The following is a 15684-nucleotide window of genomic DNA, read 5'->3' as shown; positions in this document are numbered from 1 at the left end:
GCCCAGCCGGGCGCAATTTTCTATCCCCGAACCCGAACGACCGGACAGATCCTTTCAAGGAGACCCGACCATGAGCTTCCGCATCCAGCCCACCCCCGTCGCGCGCCCGAACCGCTGCCAGCTTTTCGGCCCCGGTTCGCGGCCCCAGCTGTTCGAGAAGATGGCGGCCAGCGCCGCGGATGTGATCAACCTCGATCTGGAGGATTCGGTCGCCCCCGACGACAAGGCGCAGGCCCGCAAGAACGTGATCCAGGCCATCGGCGATATCGACTGGGGCAACAAGACGCTGAGCGTGCGGATCAACGGGCTCGATTCGGGCTACTGGTATCGCGATGTGGTCGACCTGCTGGAACAGGCCTCCGACCGGCTGGATCTCATCATGATCCCCAAGGCGGGCTGCGCGGCCGATATCTATGCCGTCGATGCGCTGGTGACCTCGGTCGAGCGGGCGATGGGCCGCACCAAGCCGCTGGGCTTCGAGGTCATCATCGAATCGGCCGCCGGGATTTCCCATGTCGAGGAAATCGCCGCCGCCAGCCCCCGGCTTCAGGCGATGTCGCTGGGCGCCGCCGATTTCGCCGCCTCGATGGGGATGCAGACCACCGGCATCGGCGGCACGCAGGAAAACTATTACATGCACCATGCGGGGGCGAAATACTGGTCCGATCCCTGGCACTGGGCGCAGGCCAGCATCGTCGCCGCCTGCCGCACCCATGGCGTGCTGCCGGTCGACGGGCCGTTCGGCGATTTCTCGGATGACGAGGGGTTCTATGCCCAGGCGCGGCGCTCGGCCACGCTGGGCATGGTCGGCAAATGGGCGATCCATCCCAAGCAGGTGGCGCTGGCCAACGAGGTGTTCACGCCGTCCGAGGCGGCCGTGACCGAGGCGCGCGAGATTCTGGCCGCGATGGAAAAGGCCAAGGTCGAAGGCGCGGGCGCGACCGTCTACAAGGGCCGCCTGGTCGATATCGCCTCGATCAAGCAGGCCGAGGTGATCGTCAAGCAGGCCGAGATGATCGCCGGAACGTAACGCCGCGCGAACGCCGGGACCACGAGACGGGGCCGCAAGGCCCCGTTTTCCTGTCCGCCCCGGCCCCGGCGGAACGCCGTCCGGCCCGCGCGGGGCAGGGGCCGACAGCCTCCCTTTTGCCGCCCGCATGGCCCGCCCCCCGTGCGCCCGCCGCCCGTTCTGCTATGGTCGCGCCGATCCGCGACACCAGACAGGGAGAGACCAATGGCCGATCATGCCGACATCCGGACCACCGCAGGGCGCGGGCGGCTGTTCGACAGCGTGCTCGACACGATCGGGGACACGCCCGCGATCCGCATCAACAATCTGGGTCCGAAGGACGTGACGATCTACGTCAAGGCCGAGGCGTTCAACCCCGGCGCCTCGGTCAAGGACCGGCTGGCGGTGAACATCATCGAGGCGGCCGAGCGGTCCGGCGCGCTGAAACCCGGCCAGACGGTGGTCGAGGCGACCAGCGGAAATACCGGCATCGGGCTGGCCATGGTCTGCGCGGCCAAGGGCTATCCGCTGGTCATCACCATGGCCGAAAGCTTTTCGGTCGAACGCCGCCGGCTGATGCGGATGCTGGGCGCCAAGGTGGTGCTGACGCCCCGGGCCGACAAGGCGATGGGCATGGTCCGCAAGGCGCAGGAACTGGCCGCGGCGAATGGCTGGTTCCTGGCCCACCAGTTCGAGACCGGGGCCAATGCCGATATCCACGAGGCGACGACCGCGCGCGAGATCCTGGCCGATTTCGCCGGGCAGCGGCTGGATTACGTCGTCACGGGCTATGGCACGGGCGGCACGGTGACGGGGCTGGGCCGGGTGCTGCGCCGCGAACGGCCCGAGACCCGGATCATCCTGAGCGAGCCCGCCAATGCCGGGCTGATCGGCTCGGGGCAGGGGCAGGCGCGCAACGCGGAAGGCGAGCCCGAGGCCAGTCACCCCGCCTTCGAGCCGCATCCGATCCAGGGCTGGACGCCCGATTTCATCCCGCTGGTGCTGCAGGAGGCCATCGACAAGGGGTTCTACGACGAGCTGGTGCCGGTGACCGGGCCGGACGCCATCCGCCGGGCGCAGGAGCTTGCGCGCAAGGAAGGCATCCTGACCGGCATCTCGGGCGGAGCGAGTTTCGCGGTCGCCCTGGAGGTGGCCGAAGGCGCGGAACCGGGATCGGTGATCCTGGCGATGCTGCCCGATACCGGCGAGCGCTACCTGTCGACGCCGCTGTTCGAGACGATCTCCGAGGAGATGGACGAGGAGGAACGCGCGATTTCCGCCTCGACGCCGGGCTTCCGGCTGGGCTGAGGCTTTCCGGTTTCGGCTTGCTTGCGCAAGCCGCCCCGCCGGGGGGCTGCCGCCCCCCGGACCCCCTGCCTTTCCCCGCCCCGGACCGGGGGGAGGGGGTGGAGGGGGCGGCATGGGTATTTTGGCCAAGAAGAAACAGAAGGGCCGGGGCAGGGTGGCGGCCGGAGCGGCCTGCTGTCATGTTGCAAATGCCGCTGGCGACGGTCATATAGCCGCCAGCGACAAGAGGGGCCGTCGATGAACTATCTCGAATTCGAAAAGCCGCTGGCCGAGATCGAGGGCAAGGCCGAGGAATTGCGGGCGATGGCCCGGGCCAATGCAGAGATGGATGTCGAGCAGGAGGCGGCTGCGCTCGACCGCAAGGCCGCCACGCTGTTGCAGGACCTTTACAAGAACCTGACGCCCTGGCGGAAATGCCAGGTGGCGCGCCACCCGGATCGGCCGCATTGCAGGGACTATATCGAGGCGCTGTTCGCCGAATACACGCCGCTGGCGGGCGACCGGAACTTTGCCGAGGACAATGCGGTGATGGGCGGCATCGCGCGGTTCGACGACCGCCCTGTGGTGGTGATCGGGCATGAGAAGGGGTTCGACACCAAGACCCGGCTCGAGCGCAATTTCGGCATGGCCCGGCCGGAGGGCTATCGCAAGGCGGTCCGCCTGATGGACATGGCCGACCGTTTCCGCATGCCGGTGATCACGCTGGTGGACACGCCCGGCGCCTATCCCGGCAAGGGCGCCGAGGAGCGCGGCCAGTCCGAGGCGATCGCGCGGGCGACCGAGAAATGCCTGCAGATCGGCGTGCCGCTTCTCAGCGTCATCATCGGCGAGGGCGGATCGGGCGGCGCGGTCGCGTTCGCCACGGCCAATCGCGTCGCGATGCTGGAACATTCGGTCTATTCGGTGATCTCGCCCGAGGGCTGCGCCTCGATCCTGTGGAAGGATGCCGAGAAGATGCGTGAGGCGGCCGAGGCGCTGCGCCTGACCGCGCAGGATCTGCTGAAGCTGGGCGTGATCGACCGGATCATCGCCGAACCCCTGGGTGGCGCCCAGCGCGGGCGCGAGCAGACGATCGAGGCGGTCGGGCGCAACCTGCGCGTGATGCTCAAGGAGCTCGACGGTCTGGACCGTGCCGCGCTGATTTCAGAGCGGCGGCGAAAGTTCCTCGACATGGGTTCGAAGGGGCTTGCCGCCTGAGGCGCGCTGCGCTGTCGCCGCAATTGTGGCGGTGGTTGCCATATTGTGGACACAGTTTTGCCGCCACGTTGCCGTCATGCGGCTTGCGGCCCTGACCTCGTTCGGGTCACATCGCCCCTGTAGAAGGGGGTATTTGCCATGCAGCAATTCGAGTTCGCCGTATTGCCGGCGCCGGGCCGGGTGGGCCGCAGCGGTGCGTTGCGCGGGGACCAAGCGTTTTCCGCGGCGCTGACCGAGATCATGAACGAGATGGGCGCGGGCGGCTGGGATTTCGCGGGCGCCGAGACGGTGCCCTGTCGGGTCGGGCGCTGGCCCCTTTCCCGCCGTGCCGACCGCCATGTGCTGGTGTTCCGCCGCGCCCGCGACTCCCGGCTCGACCGGATGGCGGCTTCCGAGCGCGGCGCGCCGCGCTATGACGACCCGATGGAGATCACGGTGCAGCCGCGCCGGGTCAGCACCGCCGGCAGCCCGCGCAATGTGCGCAAGCTGCGCCCGGTGCTCGACCCGATGCCGGCGCATGCCACCGCCGCCGAATAGCGGGGATCAGTCCTCCGGTCGGAACCCCGCCTCGTGCATCAGTCGGTCCGAGGCGGTCTCGACCGAGCTCTGCAACTCGGCCATGAAGATATCCACCGGCTTGCCCGCCGGGATCCGCGGCAGGAACTCAACCACGGCCAGGCCGGGCTTGCGGTAGATGCCGGTGCGCGGCCAGAACACGCCGACATTCGTCGCGGCGGGCACGCAATCATGGCCGAACTGCTGATACAGCACTCCGGCCCCCACCTTGTAGGGGCGATTCACGCCCGGCGCGACCCGGGTGCCCTGCGGATAGATGATGAGCTGGCCGGGCGCGTGCCGCCCGTTCGCCACAGCCTCGACCATCTGGGCGATCGCCTGGCCGCGCTTGCCCCGGTCGACCGGCACGCAGCCGATGCGCATCGCGTACCATCCCAGGATCGGCGCCCATTTCAGCGATTGCTTCATGATGAAGCGCGGCCGCGGCACCGCGCTGACCAGCAGCAGGATGTCGAAAAACGACTGGTGCTTGGAGGCGATCAGCACCTCGTCCACCGGCACCTTGCCGCGCACCTCGGACCGCAGGCCGACCATCCAGCGCGCGGTCCAGCGCACCCAGCGGGCATAATGGTGGATCGCGTGAAAGGCAAATCTGCGCGAGACCAGCGTTGGCAACATGTAGATCAGCCCAAATACCGGCATCGCCAGATACATCTGCCCGACAAAGACCAGCGAGCGCAGATATTGCACGGAATGGCGCATCCTAGGTGATCCCTTTCAGAACCCGCATCGCCGTTATGCGCGTGGCGGCGAGGGCCACGGCGGCGGAGATGGGCGGCAAAAGCAGCGGCACCAGCCAGTCGGTGCCGCGGAAGCCGAGACCCGCCAGCACCCCCGCCGCCGCATCGGCCCGCGGCAGCAGCGCCACCGCGAGCATCCCCAGCGCCATTCCGGCGGCGGCCCCCTCCAGCGCCCGGCGGGTGAAGCGGCGTACGAAGGCGCGCGCGATGAAGGCGTCACGGGCACCCACCAGCCGCAGCACCGCGATCACCCGGGCATTGGCGGCGAGGGCGGCATGGGCAGACAGCGCGATCATCGCCGCCATCGCCGCCCCGATCAGTCCGATCGCCAGCCAGCCCAGGAGCCGCAGCCGCCCCGCCGCCTCGATCAGCGGGCGCCGCCAGCGGCTGTGATCGTCCAGCACCGCACCCGGCGCCTCGCCCGCCAGCCGGAACCGCAGCGCCTCCGCATCCATGCCCGCCTCGGTCTCGGTCACCTCGATCAGCCGGGGCAGGGGCAGGGTATCCACCGGCAGGTCGGGGCCGAACCAGGGCTCCAGCAGGGCGCGCTGTTCCTCGTCGGTGATCGCCCGGGCTGCGGCGACACCTGGCGTGGTGCGCAGCACCTCCAGTATGGCCTCGGTCTGGGCGGCCATCTGGCCCTCGGCTGCGGACAGCCGCACGGTCGCCGTGCGTGCCAGCGCCTCGTCCCAATGGTCCGCCAGACGTCCCGCCGCCAGCGACAATGCCAGCGCAAAAACGGTCAGGAAGGCCATGGCCCCGGCCGTGAAGCGGGTCAGTTGTGCGGTGAAGCCCGAAGGCGGCACCACCCGGTCGGCGCGCGCGTCGCCGGCCAGCAGCGCGGCCAGTGGGGCCAGCCGCCTCACAGTTCCGCCCCCGCCTGCTGCAATTGCTGCTCCTTGATCCGCAACACGCGCGCCGCGACCTGCGCCTTGGCCGCGCGGATCAGGTTCAGATCATGCGTCGCCACCAGGATCGCCTTGCCCATGCGGTTCAGTTCGACCAGCAATTGCAGGATGCGCAAGGACATTTCCCAGTCGACATTGCCGGTTGGCTCGTCGGCCAGGATCACGTCGGGATCCATGATGACCGCGCGGGCAAGCGCCGCGCGCTGACGCTCGCCACCCGAGAGTTGCGGCGGCAGCGCGTCGGTCTGCGCCTGCAGGCCGACCCAGGCCAGCAATTCGCGCAGGTTCTCCGCCTCGGCCGCCACGTCGCGCCCGGCCACCAGCAACGGCAGGCTGACATTCTCGGCCAGCGGCAGGTGGTCCAGAAACTGGCAATCCTGATGCACCACCCCGATCCGGCGCCGCGTGCGCGCCACCGCGTCGCGGTCCATCCCGGCGAGCTCTGCGCCAAAAAGGCGCACCCTTCCGCGTGTGGGCCGCAATTCGGCATAGCACAGTTTCAGCAGCGTCGTCTTGCCCGCGCCCGAGGGGCCGGTCAGGAAATGGAAGGATCCGGGCTGCAACCGCAGCGATATGCCCGACAGGAGCTGGGCTCCGCAATAGCTGTGGGACACGTCTTCCAGCTCGATCACGGGTCCGCTCCGCCGCTCATCCGGCCACCCTATTGCCCGAGCCCCGGCCCGGTTTCAATCGCCTGTGCCCGCAAAGGCTTTGAATTTCCACCGGGGCTGATACAACATGCCGCAAAACGACAGGCAGGGTCCGTCCCATGGACGGGTCGAGGCAGGGTGCGGAATGCGACTGATTTGCCCGAACTGCAACGCCCAGTACGAGGTCGATGCCGCCGTGATCCCCGACGAGGGGCGCGATGTGCAATGCTCGAATTGCGGCCATACCTGGTTCCAGCGTCCGGCCGGAGCGGATGCCGCAAGGCGCGTGCCCGAGGCCGAGGATATCGGCTGGCATGGCGAGACCACGGCCCCGCCGCCGCTGCCCGAGTCCGAACCGGCCCCGGCTTCCGCCGCGCGCCGCGCGCTGGACGCCTCGGTGCTCGACATCCTGCAGGAAGAGGCCGCGCGCGAACAGCGCGCGCGCGCGCAGGAGGCCGCGGCCGACACCTTCGCCGCCCAGCCCGATCTGGGCCTCGACAGCGCCCCGCCGCGCAGCCCCTCGCCCGTTGCAGAACCCGCCGCCCCCGCCCGGCCCACGCCGGAACCCGAACCCGCAACCCGCCGCGACCAGTTGCCCGATCTGGCCGAGATCAATGCCAGTCTCGACGCCAGTTCCGACCGTGGCGCCGACAGCATCATCACCGCCGAGGCCGAGGAGACCGCCCGGCGCAGCGGATTCCGGCTGGGCTTTGCGCTTGTCGTGCTGGTCGCGGCGCTGGCGGTGGGGGCCTATCTCCTGGCGCCCCAGATCGCCGAACTGCATCCCGCGCTGGACGCGCCGATGGCAGGCTATGTGGGGGCCATCGACGGTCTTCGGCTCTGGCTGCGTGCCCTGCTACCGCGATCGGTAGATGGCTGACGCCGCGACCGGGCGGAATCAGAACCGGTCCAGCAGCCGCCGCAGATAGTCCAGTTCGATCTCGGGCCGTTCCTGTTCGCCCGAGCGGCGGCGGATCTCGTCCAGCAATTCCCGCGCGCGCCCCTGCACATCCTCGCCGCGCAGCATCTCCTGTTCCGTGCCGACCCGGCCCATCGTGCTCTGGTCGCGGCCCAGCGGGTCGCGGCGGTCGCCACCGGCCTGCGCCTGGCCCATTCCCTCGCCCTGCTGGCCCGGCTGCTGGTTCTGCGCCAGCGCCTCGCCCAGATTGCGCATGCCCTCGCGCAGCGCCTCCATCGCCTCGGCCTGGCTGTCCAGCGCGCCGGCCAGATCGTCGCCGCGCAGCGCATCCTCGGCCTCGCCCATCGCCCGGCCTGCGCGGTCCAGCGCCTCGCGCGCCGCCTCGCCCTCGGGCGAGCCGCCCAAGCCCGGCAACCCCTCGCGCTGGCGGTCCAGTTCGCGTTGCAGCGCGCGCTGGCGGTCGGCAAGCTGCTGGCCCAGATCGCCCCCGTCCCCGCCTGCGCCGGGCTGCTGGCCCTGACCCTGGCCTTGCCCCTGACCCTCGCCGAATTGCTGCCCCTGGCCGTCCTGCCCCTGCCCCTGCTGGCCGTCGCCCTGCTGACCCTGCTGGCCGGGGTTGAACTGGTCCTGAAGCCCCCGGAACGACTCGTCGCTCAGGCCCTGTTGCTGGCGCAGGGTCTCGGCCAGACCCTCCATCGCCTGCTGGCCGGGGCTTTGCTGGCCGCCCTGACCTTGGGTGATCTGCATGTTCTCCATCATCTGGCGCAGCATTTCCAGAAGCTGCTGCGCCTCGTCCATCCGGCCTTCTTCCATCAGTTGCTGCAACCGCTCCAGCATCTGTTCCAACTGGTCGCCGGTGATCTCCTGCATGTCCTGCTGGTTCTGCGCCTGTTGCTGGCCGTCCTGGGATTGCTGCTGGGCAAGCTGGCGCATGTAATCCTGCATCGCCTCGCGCAATTCGCGCATCAGTTCGGCGATTTCCTCGTTGCTCGCGCCCTCGCGCATCGCCTCGGACAGGCGTTCCTGCGCCCGGCGCAGCCGTTCGGCCGCATCCGACAGGTCGCCCTCCTCGATCAGCACGGCGATATCCCACAGCGCGGCGGCGATCTCGTCCTGGATCTCGGCACTCAGACCGGCGGCAACCCCGGCCTCCAGTCGCCTTATCGCCACGCGCAGCATCAGATAGGCCCGTTCGGTGCGAAACAGCCCGTCCGGTTCATGGCTGACCGCGCGCAGCATCCGCGCCACCTGTGCGCCATTCGTGCGCGTCCAGAGCAGGTCGCGCCGCTGTTCCACCACCGCGCGCGCCAGCGGATCGAAGAAGCGCCGCCCGGGCAGCATCATCGCCACGGGCGGGCTGGTTCCTTCCTGACCCAGCGCATCCTGCGCGATCAGCACCATCTGAACCGGCAGCCCGGCCCAGGGGTGCTGCGACAGGTTCTCGATCAGCGTTTCGGAAAAGTCGCGCCGGTCGCCGGTGATCGTCATCGGCAGATCCAGCACCAGCGGTTCGCGCGGGTCGGGCTCGGGCAGCAGGCCATAGCGGCGGTCCACGGCCCCCGCATCCAGCCTCACCACCGCGCGTCCCGCCACCACGCCGTAATCGTCGCGCGCCGTGAAACCCTGCGCCATCTGCCCGTTGGCCTGCACCTCGGGCGGGCCGTCCGCCTCGATCGCGGGGGGGGTGTCGGGGGTCAGCACGATCTGCCAGCTTCGCCCGCCCGGCCCCTCGATCGCGACCTCGCCGGGGCGGACCATCTCGAAGCTTTGCGCCATCGCATCCGCGCCCTGGGGCGCGCTGCCCTCGACCGGCCGGGCCGAGACGGTTTCGCGCAGCGTCAGCGCGCCGACCTCGCCATAAAGCCGCAGCATCACTCGGCTGCCATGCGGCACGCTCAGCGTCTCGGCGCGGATCTCGTTCAGGTAAAGGCTGGGCTTGGCGGTATGGGCGGGCGGTTCGATCCAGCCTTCCCAGGTCGGCCCGGCCGCCAATGCCGCGCCGCCATCGCTGGCCAGATCGCCCACGCTTGCCACCCGCCAGAGCGAGCCGAAGGCCAGCGCCACCACAAACGCCGTCAGCGCCACATAGCGCAGCGCATAGGGATCGCGCGATGCCACGCGAAGGTCGGGTGAAACCGCCCGCGCCGCCCGCGCGCGGTCTGCCATGCGCGCGACATGGGCGCGCCAGACGGCTTCGGAGGCCGCATCGCCCGCGCCCACCGCCTGATGGTCGCGCAGCGCCGTGATCGGGCGGCCCGGCAATGTGCGGTCCAGCCGGTCCAGCGCCTCGGCGCGCGAGGGCCAGCGAAAGCTGCGCACACCAAGGCCGAAGGCCACCACCATCGCGACAGCCGCCAGCGCCAGCACGACCAGCGCCCAGCCGCGCGAGACCATGTCGTGCAGGCCGAAGGACAGCACCGCCGCCAGCGCCAGCAAAAGGCTCGCGAGCGGCCAGAAGGCTCGGGTCAGCCGTTCGGCCACCATGCCCGCCCGCGTCAGACGCAGCGGCCAGCGCAGCGCGTTCAGGGCATCGCCTTGGGGCGTTTTCGGCTCGGTCATGCTCCCATCCCGCGGCATCCCGGCGGGGTTGCCGGTCAAAGCCACTCGGGGATGGTATCTCGGTTTATGATCTCGTCAAAGGATGGCCTGTTCCGAATGACGGCCAAGTGATCCCCCATGACCAGCACTTCGGGCACCAGCGGGCGGGTGTTGTATTCCGAGGCCATCACCGCGCCATAGGCGCCCGCCGAGCGAAAGGCGACCAGATCGCCGGGGGCAACGGGCGGCATCATCCGGCTTTTCGCAAAGGTATCGCCCGTCTCGCAGACCGGCCCCACGATGTCGATGGGCGCCTGTTCGGCGCCGGGCGCAGGTTCGATCACCGGCACGATGTCGTGATGGGCCGAATACATCGCGGGCCGCACCAGGTCGTTCATCGCGGCATCGAGGATCAGGAAATTCCGCCCCTCGCCCTCCTTCACATAGATCGCCTGCGCGACCAGGATCCCGGCATTGCCCGCGATCAGGCGGCCCGGCTCGATCTCGATCTCGCAGCCCAGATCGCCGACCACACGCCGGATCATCGCGCCATATTCCAGCGGCAGGGGGGGCGCGGCGTTCGAGCGTTCATAGGGGATGCCAAGCCCCCCGCCCAGATCCAGCCGGATGATCTCGTGCCCGTCCTCCCGCAGCGCGCGGGTCAGGTCGGCGATCTTGGCATAGGCCGCCTCGAAGGGTTCGAGCGCGGTCAACTGGCTGCCGATATGCACGTCGATGCCGACCACCTGCAGCCCCGGCAGGCTGGCGGCATGGGCATAGACGGCGCGCGCCCTGGCGATCGGGATGCCGAACTTGTTCTCGGCCTTGCCGGTCGCGATCTTCTCATGCGTCTGGGCATCGACGTCGGGATTCACCCGCACCGCGATGGGGGCCACGACGCCCAGGCCCAGCGCCACCTCGTTCAGCGCCGCCATCTCGGGTTCGGATTCGACGTTGAACTGCCGGATGCCGCCCTCCAGCGCCAGCCGCATCTCCTCGCGCGTCTTGCCGACGCCCGAGAACACGATCCGGTCGCCCGGAATGCCCGCCGCCCGTGCGCGGCGGTATTCCCCGCCCGAGACGACATCGACGCCCGCCCCCAGATCGCCCATCAGCTTCAGCACGGCCTGATTGGAATTGGCCTTTACCGCATAGCAGATCAGGTGATCCATGCCCGCCAGCGCCTCCTGGAACAGGCGGAAATGCCGGGTCAGCGTGGCGACCGAATAGCAGTAGAACGGCGTTCCGACCTGCGCCGCGATCTCGGGCAGGGGGACGTCCTCGGCATGCAGCACGCCGTCGCGATAGAGGAAATGATCCATTCCGGGCTCAGGCCGTCTTGGCGTCGCGCGGGCGCGAGCGCAGGAACAGGTAAAGCGGCAGCGCGCAGGACACACCGATGCCGATGGCCAGCACCGCCACCGGCCCCAGCCAGTCGCGGCGCGCGATGCTGTCGGCGACGATCCAGATCGCCAGCGCGATGGCGGCGATCGTCAGATCCCAGACCAGACCCGTGGTGCTGTCATTGACATACCAGGCGTCGATCATGCCCAGGAAATCCTGGCCGTTGGCGAAATACCAGCTCAGGAAATAATACATCGGGTGAATGGCGCCCCAGATCGCAAGCGCCAGAAAGATCATCCGCAGGGGCGTCATGGCCGGTTTCCTCCCGTAACGCCAAATTCGACCGTGCCGCCGACCGTCACGCCGCTATCTGGCGGTTCCGGCGGTCCGTCGACCCCGCAACCGGCCAGCACCAGCACGGCGGCCCATATCCATCTAGAAGCCAAGGCTCACCCCTCCAGTCCCCGCGCCGATCCGCACCGGCAATCCGGCGGGCCGCACCGACACCGCCGCGCCATCCGTGCCCACCCGCACCGCACTTGTCCCCGTCTGCACCACCCGGACCGAGGCCCCGGGGCCGCCCGAGACCGTCACTGGCCCGCTGGCCACCCGCCCCGATGCCTGCCCGTCCGGCGTGACCGCAACCTGCCCCGAGGGTGCGGCGCAGCCCGCCAGTGCAAGCAAGCCGAGGGCGGCAAGCCGCGTCATCCCAGCCGTTCCTTCCAGCGCGCCACCTGTGCCCGCACCTGATCGGGTGCCGTGCCGCCATAGCTTACCCGACTCGCGACCGAATTGTGCACGCCCAGAACGTCGAATACCTCGGCCCTTATGCCCGGATGCACGCCCTGCATGTCCGAAAGCGTCAATTCGGGCAAGTCGCAGCCCTTGCGCTCGGCCAATGCGACCAGCGTGCCCGTCACATGATGCGCCTCGCGGAAGGGCAGGCCCAGCGCCCGCACCAGCCAGTCGGCCAGATCGGTCGCGGTGGAAAAGCCGCTGGCCGCCGCCGCCTCCAGCGCGGGGCGGTTCGCGGTCATGTCGCGCACCATGCCCTCCATCGCGGCCAGCGCCAGCATCAGGTTGTCGGCAGCGTCGAAGACCTGTTCCTTGTCTTCCTGCATGTCCTTGGAATAGGCCAAGGGCAGCCCCTTCATCACCATCATCAGCGCGACATTCGCCCCCATGATCCGCCCGATCTTGGCCCGGATCAGTTCGGCGGCATCGGGGTTCTTCTTCTGCGGCATGATCGAGGAGCCGGTCGAGAACCGGTCCGACAGCACCACGAACCGGAACTGCGCCGAGGACCAGATCACCAGTTCCTCGGCGAACCGGCTCAGGTGCATCGCGCAGATGGACGCGGCGCCCAGGAATTCCAGCGCGAAATCGCGGTCGCTGACCGCATCCAGCGAATTGGCCATCGGCCGGTCGAAGCCCAGCGCCGCCGCCGTCATCTGCCGGTCGATGGGAAAGGACGTGCCCGCCAGCGCCGCCGCACCAAGGGGACATTCGTTCATCCGCGCGCGGGCATCGGCAAACCGGCCCATGTCGCGGGCGAACATCTCGACATAGGCCATCATGTGATGGCCCCAGGTCACCGGCTGCGCCGTTTGCAGATGCGTGAAGCCCGGCATCACCCAGTCCGCGCCCGCCTCGGCCTGGGCCAGCAGCGCCCGGATCAGCGCCTCAAGCCCCGCCAGTGCCGCGTCGATCTGGTCGCGCACCCAGAGCCGGAAATCGGTCGCCACCTGGTCATTGCGCGACCGCGCCGTGTGCAGCCGCCCCGCCGGTTCGCCGATCACCTCCTTCAGCCGCGCCTCGACATTCATGTGAATGTCTTCCAGCGCGGTGGAAAACGCGAAGCGCCCGCCCTCGATCTCTGACAAGACCGTGAGCAGCCCTTCCCGGATCGCCTGCGAATCCGTATCGCTTAGGATGCCCGTCGCCGCCAGCATGGCGGCATGGGCGCGGGAACCGGCGATGTCCTGGGCCGCCAGCCGCTGGTCGAACGAGATCGAGGCATTGATCGCCTCCATGATCGCGTCCGGCCCGGCGGCGAACCGCCCGCCCCACATCGCGTTGGACTGGTCGTTGGTCATCGTCACGGCCCTTCGGAGGGAAAAATGTCGTTCGTCAGGTCGCTCGTCCTCTACACGGCCCTTGCGCTGGGTGCAAATGCCGCCGCCGCCGATCCCGCCGCGCTGAACGGGCTGCGCGAGGGCGACATGAAGAAGCTCGTCTTCCATGCCGCGCCGAAACCCGTGCCCGAAATCGCCCTGATCGACGAGGCCGAGGCGCCCCGCGCGCTGGACGAACATCTCGGCCGCTGGGTGGTGCTGAATTTCTGGGCCACCTGGTGCCCGCCCTGCCGCCATGAAATGCCCGCGCTCGACCGGCTGAATGCCGAATTCGGCGGCGCGGGCTTTGCGGTGGTCACGGTGGCGACCGGGCGCAATTCGCCCCAGGGCATCGACCGGCTGTTCTCGGATCTGTCCATCGCCACCCTGCCGAAATGGCGCGACCCGGATTCGGGGCTGGCCCGGCAGATGGGGGTGATGGGCCTGCCCGTGACCGTGATCCTGAACCCCGAGGGCCAGGAGATTGCCCGGATGCAGGGCGATGCCGAATGGGACAGCGACAGCGCCAGGGCCATCGTCGCCGCGCTGATGAATGGGGGATGATCCGGCCATGGCTGGCCCTTGCCCTTGTGCTGGCCGCCCCGGTTTCGGCTGAGATGATCGAGCCCATCACCCCCGAAACCGCGCGCGCCTGGTCCTTCCTGTCCGACCGGGTGATGGGCGGCGTCTCGACCGGCGCCGCCGCCTATGCCGAGGAACAGGGCAGGGGCTTCCTGCACCTGACCGGCATGGTCAGCACCGCCAATCGCGGCGGCTTCGTCCAGATGCGACGGGCGGTGCGGCTGCCGCCCGATGCGCAGGGCATCGTGCTCAGCGTGCGCGGCGACGGGCAGCGCTATTTCGTCCATCTGCGCAGCGCCGCCACGCGACCCTGGCAATTCCATCAGGCCGGGTTCGACACCACCCCCGACTGGCGCGAGATCCGCATCCCGCTGCGCGATTTTCAACCCCGGGGCGGGGCCGCCGCACGCCTGCGCCCCGACGCGGTCGACAGCCTCGGCATCGCCGCCTATGGCCGCGAGCAGCGGGCCGATATCGCGCTGGCCGGGGTCGGATTCTACTGACCCCGCCTGCGCAGGATTTCCTCGACCCAGGCGGGCACGATCTCGCTGGCCGGACCATGCCGGGCCTCGGCGAAATCGCCCACGGTCTCGGACGGCTCCAGGTTCAGCTCCAGCGTCCGCGCGCCCGCCCGCGCCGCATCCTGCACGAAGGCGGCGGCCGGATAGACGCTGCCCGAGGTGCCGATCGCCACGAACAGCTCGGCCGCGCGCAGCGCGTCCCAGATCGCCTCCATGTGATAGGGAAACTCGCCGAACCACACGATATCGGGCCGCGTCGCCGGGGCGGCACAGGACGGGCAGGGATCGTCCGCGCGCATTGCCATCGGCGCGGTCCAGGTCTCGCCGCAGACGGCACAACGGGCGCGGGTGATCTGCCCGTGCATGTGCCAGACCGCCCGGCTGCCCGCGCGCTCATGCAGATCGTCGATATTCTGGGTGACGATCCGCACCTCGCCCGGCAAGGCCTGTTCCAGCCGCGCCAGCGCCGCATGGGCGGCGTTCGGGATCGCCTCGGCGGCATTGCGGCGCCGCGCATTGTAGAATTCGTGCACCAATGCGGGGTCGCGGGCAAAGCCCTCGGGGGTCGCCACCTCGGCCAGATCGTAGCGCGTCCAGATACCGTCCTTGTCGCGGAACGTGCCCAGCCCGCTTTCGGCCGAAATTCCCGCCCCGGTCAGAATCACGATCTTGGTCATCGCCCGCCCCTCCGCTATCACAATGCCGAAAGGAGAGGCCCATGACCACCCGCATCCTGTTCGTCTGCCTCGGCAATATCTGCCGCTCGCCCACCGCCCACGGGGTCGTCGCGCAGATGGCCGAGGCCGCCCGCCTGCCGGTCCAGATCGACAGCGCCGGAACCGGGGGCTGGCATGCGGGCGATCCGCCCGATCCCCGCGCCACGCGCGAGGCGGCACGGCGCGGCTACGACCTTTCGCGGCTGCGCGCCCGGCAGGTGCGCGCTTCAGATTTCGACGGTTTCGACCTGATCCTCGCGATGGACCGCAGCAACCTCGCCGATCTGGAACGGATCCGCCCGGCAGGCAACGCCACCCCCGTCCGGCTGTTCCTCGACTATGCCGACAGCCCCCGCGACGAGGTGCCCGACCCCTATTACGAGGGCGGCTTCGACCTGGTGCTGGATCTGGTCGAGGACGCCGCGCGGGGGCTTCTGGCCGAGATCGCCCGCCGCTGACCCGCGCCCTCTGCTTCTTCTTGGCGAAAACACCCGAAACGGCGGCCCGGAACGGGCCGCCAATCAAGGGCCTGCGCCGCAGGCGCTCTGCCGGACGGACGGGC

17 protein-coding genes are annotated in these 15684 nt (G+C 69.4%); 8 read left to right on the top strand and 9 right to left on the bottom strand.

Annotated elements, in window-relative coordinates:
- The first annotated feature begins 70 nt into the window (after positions 1-70).
- The 4 genes from NHN26_RS09835 (at position 71) to NHN26_RS09820 (ending at position 4051) form a co-directional block, all read left to right on the top strand.
- Complete coding sequence (locus NHN26_RS09835; RefSeq protein ID WP_253089305.1) at positions 71-1030, top strand: L-malyl-CoA/beta-methylmalyl-CoA lyase; 960 nt, start codon at positions 71-73, stop codon at positions 1028-1030.
- Between the two features lie 204 nt (positions 1031-1234).
- On the top strand, positions 1235-2317 hold the full coding sequence (cysK, locus tag NHN26_RS09830; protein WP_253089304.1) for a cysteine synthase A: 1083 nt from the start codon (positions 1235-1237) through the stop codon (positions 2315-2317).
- 237 nt (positions 2318-2554) lie between these two features.
- Entirely contained in the window at positions 2555-3514 is a 960-nt protein-coding gene (locus tag NHN26_RS09825) for an acetyl-CoA carboxylase carboxyltransferase subunit alpha (protein ID WP_253089303.1), read from the top strand.
- Between the two features lie 138 nt (positions 3515-3652).
- Positions 3653-4051, top strand: coding sequence for a hypothetical protein (locus tag NHN26_RS09820; RefSeq protein ID WP_253089302.1), 399 nt, complete (start codon positions 3653-3655; stop codon positions 4049-4051).
- Positions 4052-4057: 6 nt separating this feature from the next.
- Here NHN26_RS09820 and NHN26_RS09815 read toward each other — a convergent pair whose 3' ends face one another.
- From NHN26_RS09815 to NHN26_RS09805, 3 genes are read right to left on the bottom strand one after another with little or no spacing between them, the layout of a single operon-like run.
- On the bottom strand, positions 4058-4792 hold the full coding sequence (locus NHN26_RS09815; RefSeq protein ID WP_253089301.1) for a lysophospholipid acyltransferase family protein: 735 nt from the start codon (positions 4790-4792) through the stop codon (positions 4058-4060).
- Between the two features lies 1 nt (position 4793).
- Positions 4794-5687 (bottom strand): cell division protein FtsX, encoded by an 894-nt coding sequence (locus tag NHN26_RS09810; RefSeq protein ID WP_253089358.1) that lies wholly within the window; start codon positions 5685-5687, stop codon positions 4794-4796.
- Positions 5688-5692: 5 nt separating this feature from the next.
- Positions 5693-6370, bottom strand: a complete 678-nt coding sequence (locus tag NHN26_RS09805) for a cell division ATP-binding protein FtsE (protein WP_253089300.1) — start codon at positions 6368-6370, stop codon at positions 5693-5695.
- A gap of 163 nt (positions 6371-6533) precedes the next feature.
- Here NHN26_RS09805 and NHN26_RS09800 point away from each other — a divergent pair, with 163 nt between their 5' ends.
- Positions 6534-7268 carry a zinc-ribbon domain-containing protein gene (locus tag NHN26_RS09800; RefSeq protein WP_253089299.1) on the top strand — a complete coding sequence of 245 codons (735 nt, stop codon included), beginning with the start codon at positions 6534-6536 and terminating at the stop codon, positions 7266-7268.
- Positions 7269-7286: 18 nt separating this feature from the next.
- Here NHN26_RS09800 and NHN26_RS09795 read toward each other — a convergent pair whose 3' ends face one another.
- The 5 genes from NHN26_RS09795 to argH form a co-directional block, all read right to left on the bottom strand.
- On the bottom strand, positions 7287-9866 hold the full coding sequence (locus NHN26_RS09795) for a TIGR02302 family protein (protein ID WP_253089298.1): 2580 nt from the start codon (positions 9864-9866) through the stop codon (positions 7287-7289).
- Between the two features lie 35 nt (positions 9867-9901).
- On the bottom strand, positions 9902-11167 hold the full coding sequence (gene lysA, locus NHN26_RS09790) for a diaminopimelate decarboxylase (protein ID WP_253089297.1): 1266 nt from the start codon (positions 11165-11167) through the stop codon (positions 9902-9904).
- Positions 11168-11174: 7 nt separating this feature from the next.
- The gene (locus NHN26_RS09785; protein ID WP_253089296.1) at positions 11175-11501 is read right to left on the bottom strand and encodes a DUF2834 domain-containing protein; all 327 of its coding nucleotides are present in this window, start codon (positions 11499-11501) and stop codon (positions 11175-11177) included.
- Positions 11502-11624: 123 nt separating this feature from the next.
- Complete coding sequence (locus tag NHN26_RS09780; protein WP_253089295.1) at positions 11625-11897, bottom strand: hypothetical protein; 273 nt, start codon at positions 11895-11897, stop codon at positions 11625-11627.
- Positions 11894-13285: an argininosuccinate lyase gene (gene argH / locus NHN26_RS09775; RefSeq protein ID WP_253089294.1), complete on the bottom strand. Its 1392-nt coding sequence runs from the start codon at positions 13283-13285 to the stop codon at positions 11894-11896. The genes NHN26_RS09780 and argH overlap by 4 nt, the downstream gene beginning before the upstream one ends.
- A 24-nt stretch (positions 13286-13309) precedes the next feature.
- Here argH and NHN26_RS09770 point away from each other — a divergent pair, with 24 nt between their 5' ends.
- On the top strand, positions 13310-13867 hold the full coding sequence (locus tag NHN26_RS09770) for a TlpA family protein disulfide reductase (RefSeq protein ID WP_253089293.1): 558 nt from the start codon (positions 13310-13312) through the stop codon (positions 13865-13867).
- Complete coding sequence (locus NHN26_RS09765) at positions 13864-14388, top strand: CIA30 family protein (RefSeq protein ID WP_243642032.1); 525 nt, start codon at positions 13864-13866, stop codon at positions 14386-14388. Before NHN26_RS09770 ends, NHN26_RS09765 begins: the two co-directional genes overlap by 4 nt.
- On the opposite strand, the gene NHN26_RS09760 is transcribed toward NHN26_RS09765, so the two are convergent.
- Positions 14382-15083, bottom strand: coding sequence for an NAD-dependent deacylase (locus NHN26_RS09760; protein WP_253089292.1), 702 nt, complete (start codon positions 15081-15083; stop codon positions 14382-14384). The genes NHN26_RS09765 and NHN26_RS09760 overlap by 7 nt on opposite strands.
- 41 nt (positions 15084-15124) lie before the next feature.
- Between NHN26_RS09760 and NHN26_RS09755 the strand changes: the two genes are divergently transcribed.
- Complete coding sequence (locus NHN26_RS09755) at positions 15125-15580, top strand: low molecular weight protein-tyrosine-phosphatase (protein WP_253089291.1); 456 nt, start codon at positions 15125-15127, stop codon at positions 15578-15580.
- Positions 15581-15684 lie beyond the last annotated feature (104 nt).

The organism is Rhodovulum tesquicola (genome assembly GCF_024128855.1).
GTDB lineage: Bacteria > Pseudomonadota > Alphaproteobacteria > Rhodobacterales > Rhodobacteraceae > Rhodovulum > Rhodovulum tesquicola.
The sequence above is the reverse complement of the archived record's forward strand: the minus strand, read 5'-3'. Positions and strand labels throughout refer to the sequence as shown.

What these genes read in the sequence shown, in the direction of transcription:
- NHN26_RS09835 (WP_253089305.1), top strand. Translation starts at nt 71, where the DNA reads ATGAGCTTCCGCATCCAGCCCACCCCCGTCGCGCGCCCGAACCGCTGC.
- cysK (WP_253089304.1), top strand. Translation starts at nt 1,235, where the DNA reads ATGGCCGATCATGCCGACATCCGGACCACCGCAGGGCGCGGGCGGCTG.
- NHN26_RS09825 (WP_253089303.1), top strand. Translation starts at nt 2,555, where the DNA reads ATGAACTATCTCGAATTCGAAAAGCCGCTGGCCGAGATCGAGGGCAAG.
- NHN26_RS09820 (WP_253089302.1), top strand. Translation starts at nt 3,653, where the DNA reads ATGCAGCAATTCGAGTTCGCCGTATTGCCGGCGCCGGGCCGGGTGGGC.
- NHN26_RS09815 (WP_253089301.1), bottom strand. Translation starts at nt 4,792, where the DNA reads ATGCGCCATTCCGTGCAATATCTGCGCTCGCTGGTCTTTGTCGGGCAG.
- NHN26_RS09800 (WP_253089299.1), top strand. Translation starts at nt 6,534, where the DNA reads ATGCGACTGATTTGCCCGAACTGCAACGCCCAGTACGAGGTCGATGCC.
- NHN26_RS09795 (WP_253089298.1), bottom strand. Translation starts at nt 9,866, where the DNA reads ATGACCGAGCCGAAAACGCCCCAAGGCGATGCCCTGAACGCGCTGCGC.
- lysA (WP_253089297.1), bottom strand. Translation starts at nt 11,167, where the DNA reads ATGGATCATTTCCTCTATCGCGACGGCGTGCTGCATGCCGAGGACGTC.
- NHN26_RS09785 (WP_253089296.1), bottom strand. Translation starts at nt 11,501, where the DNA reads ATGACGCCCCTGCGGATGATCTTTCTGGCGCTTGCGATCTGGGGCGCC.
- NHN26_RS09780 (WP_253089295.1), bottom strand. Translation starts at nt 11,897, where the DNA reads ATGACGCGGCTTGCCGCCCTCGGCTTGCTTGCACTGGCGGGCTGCGCC.
- argH (WP_253089294.1), bottom strand. Translation starts at nt 13,285, where the DNA reads ATGACCAACGACCAGTCCAACGCGATGTGGGGCGGGCGGTTCGCCGCC.
- NHN26_RS09770 (WP_253089293.1), top strand. Translation starts at nt 13,310, where the DNA reads ATGTCGTTCGTCAGGTCGCTCGTCCTCTACACGGCCCTTGCGCTGGGT.
- NHN26_RS09765 (WP_243642032.1), top strand. Translation starts at nt 13,864, where the DNA reads ATGATCCGGCCATGGCTGGCCCTTGCCCTTGTGCTGGCCGCCCCGGTT.
- NHN26_RS09760 (WP_253089292.1), bottom strand. Translation starts at nt 15,083, where the DNA reads ATGACCAAGATCGTGATTCTGACCGGGGCGGGAATTTCGGCCGAAAGC.
- NHN26_RS09755 (WP_253089291.1), top strand. Translation starts at nt 15,125, where the DNA reads ATGACCACCCGCATCCTGTTCGTCTGCCTCGGCAATATCTGCCGCTCG.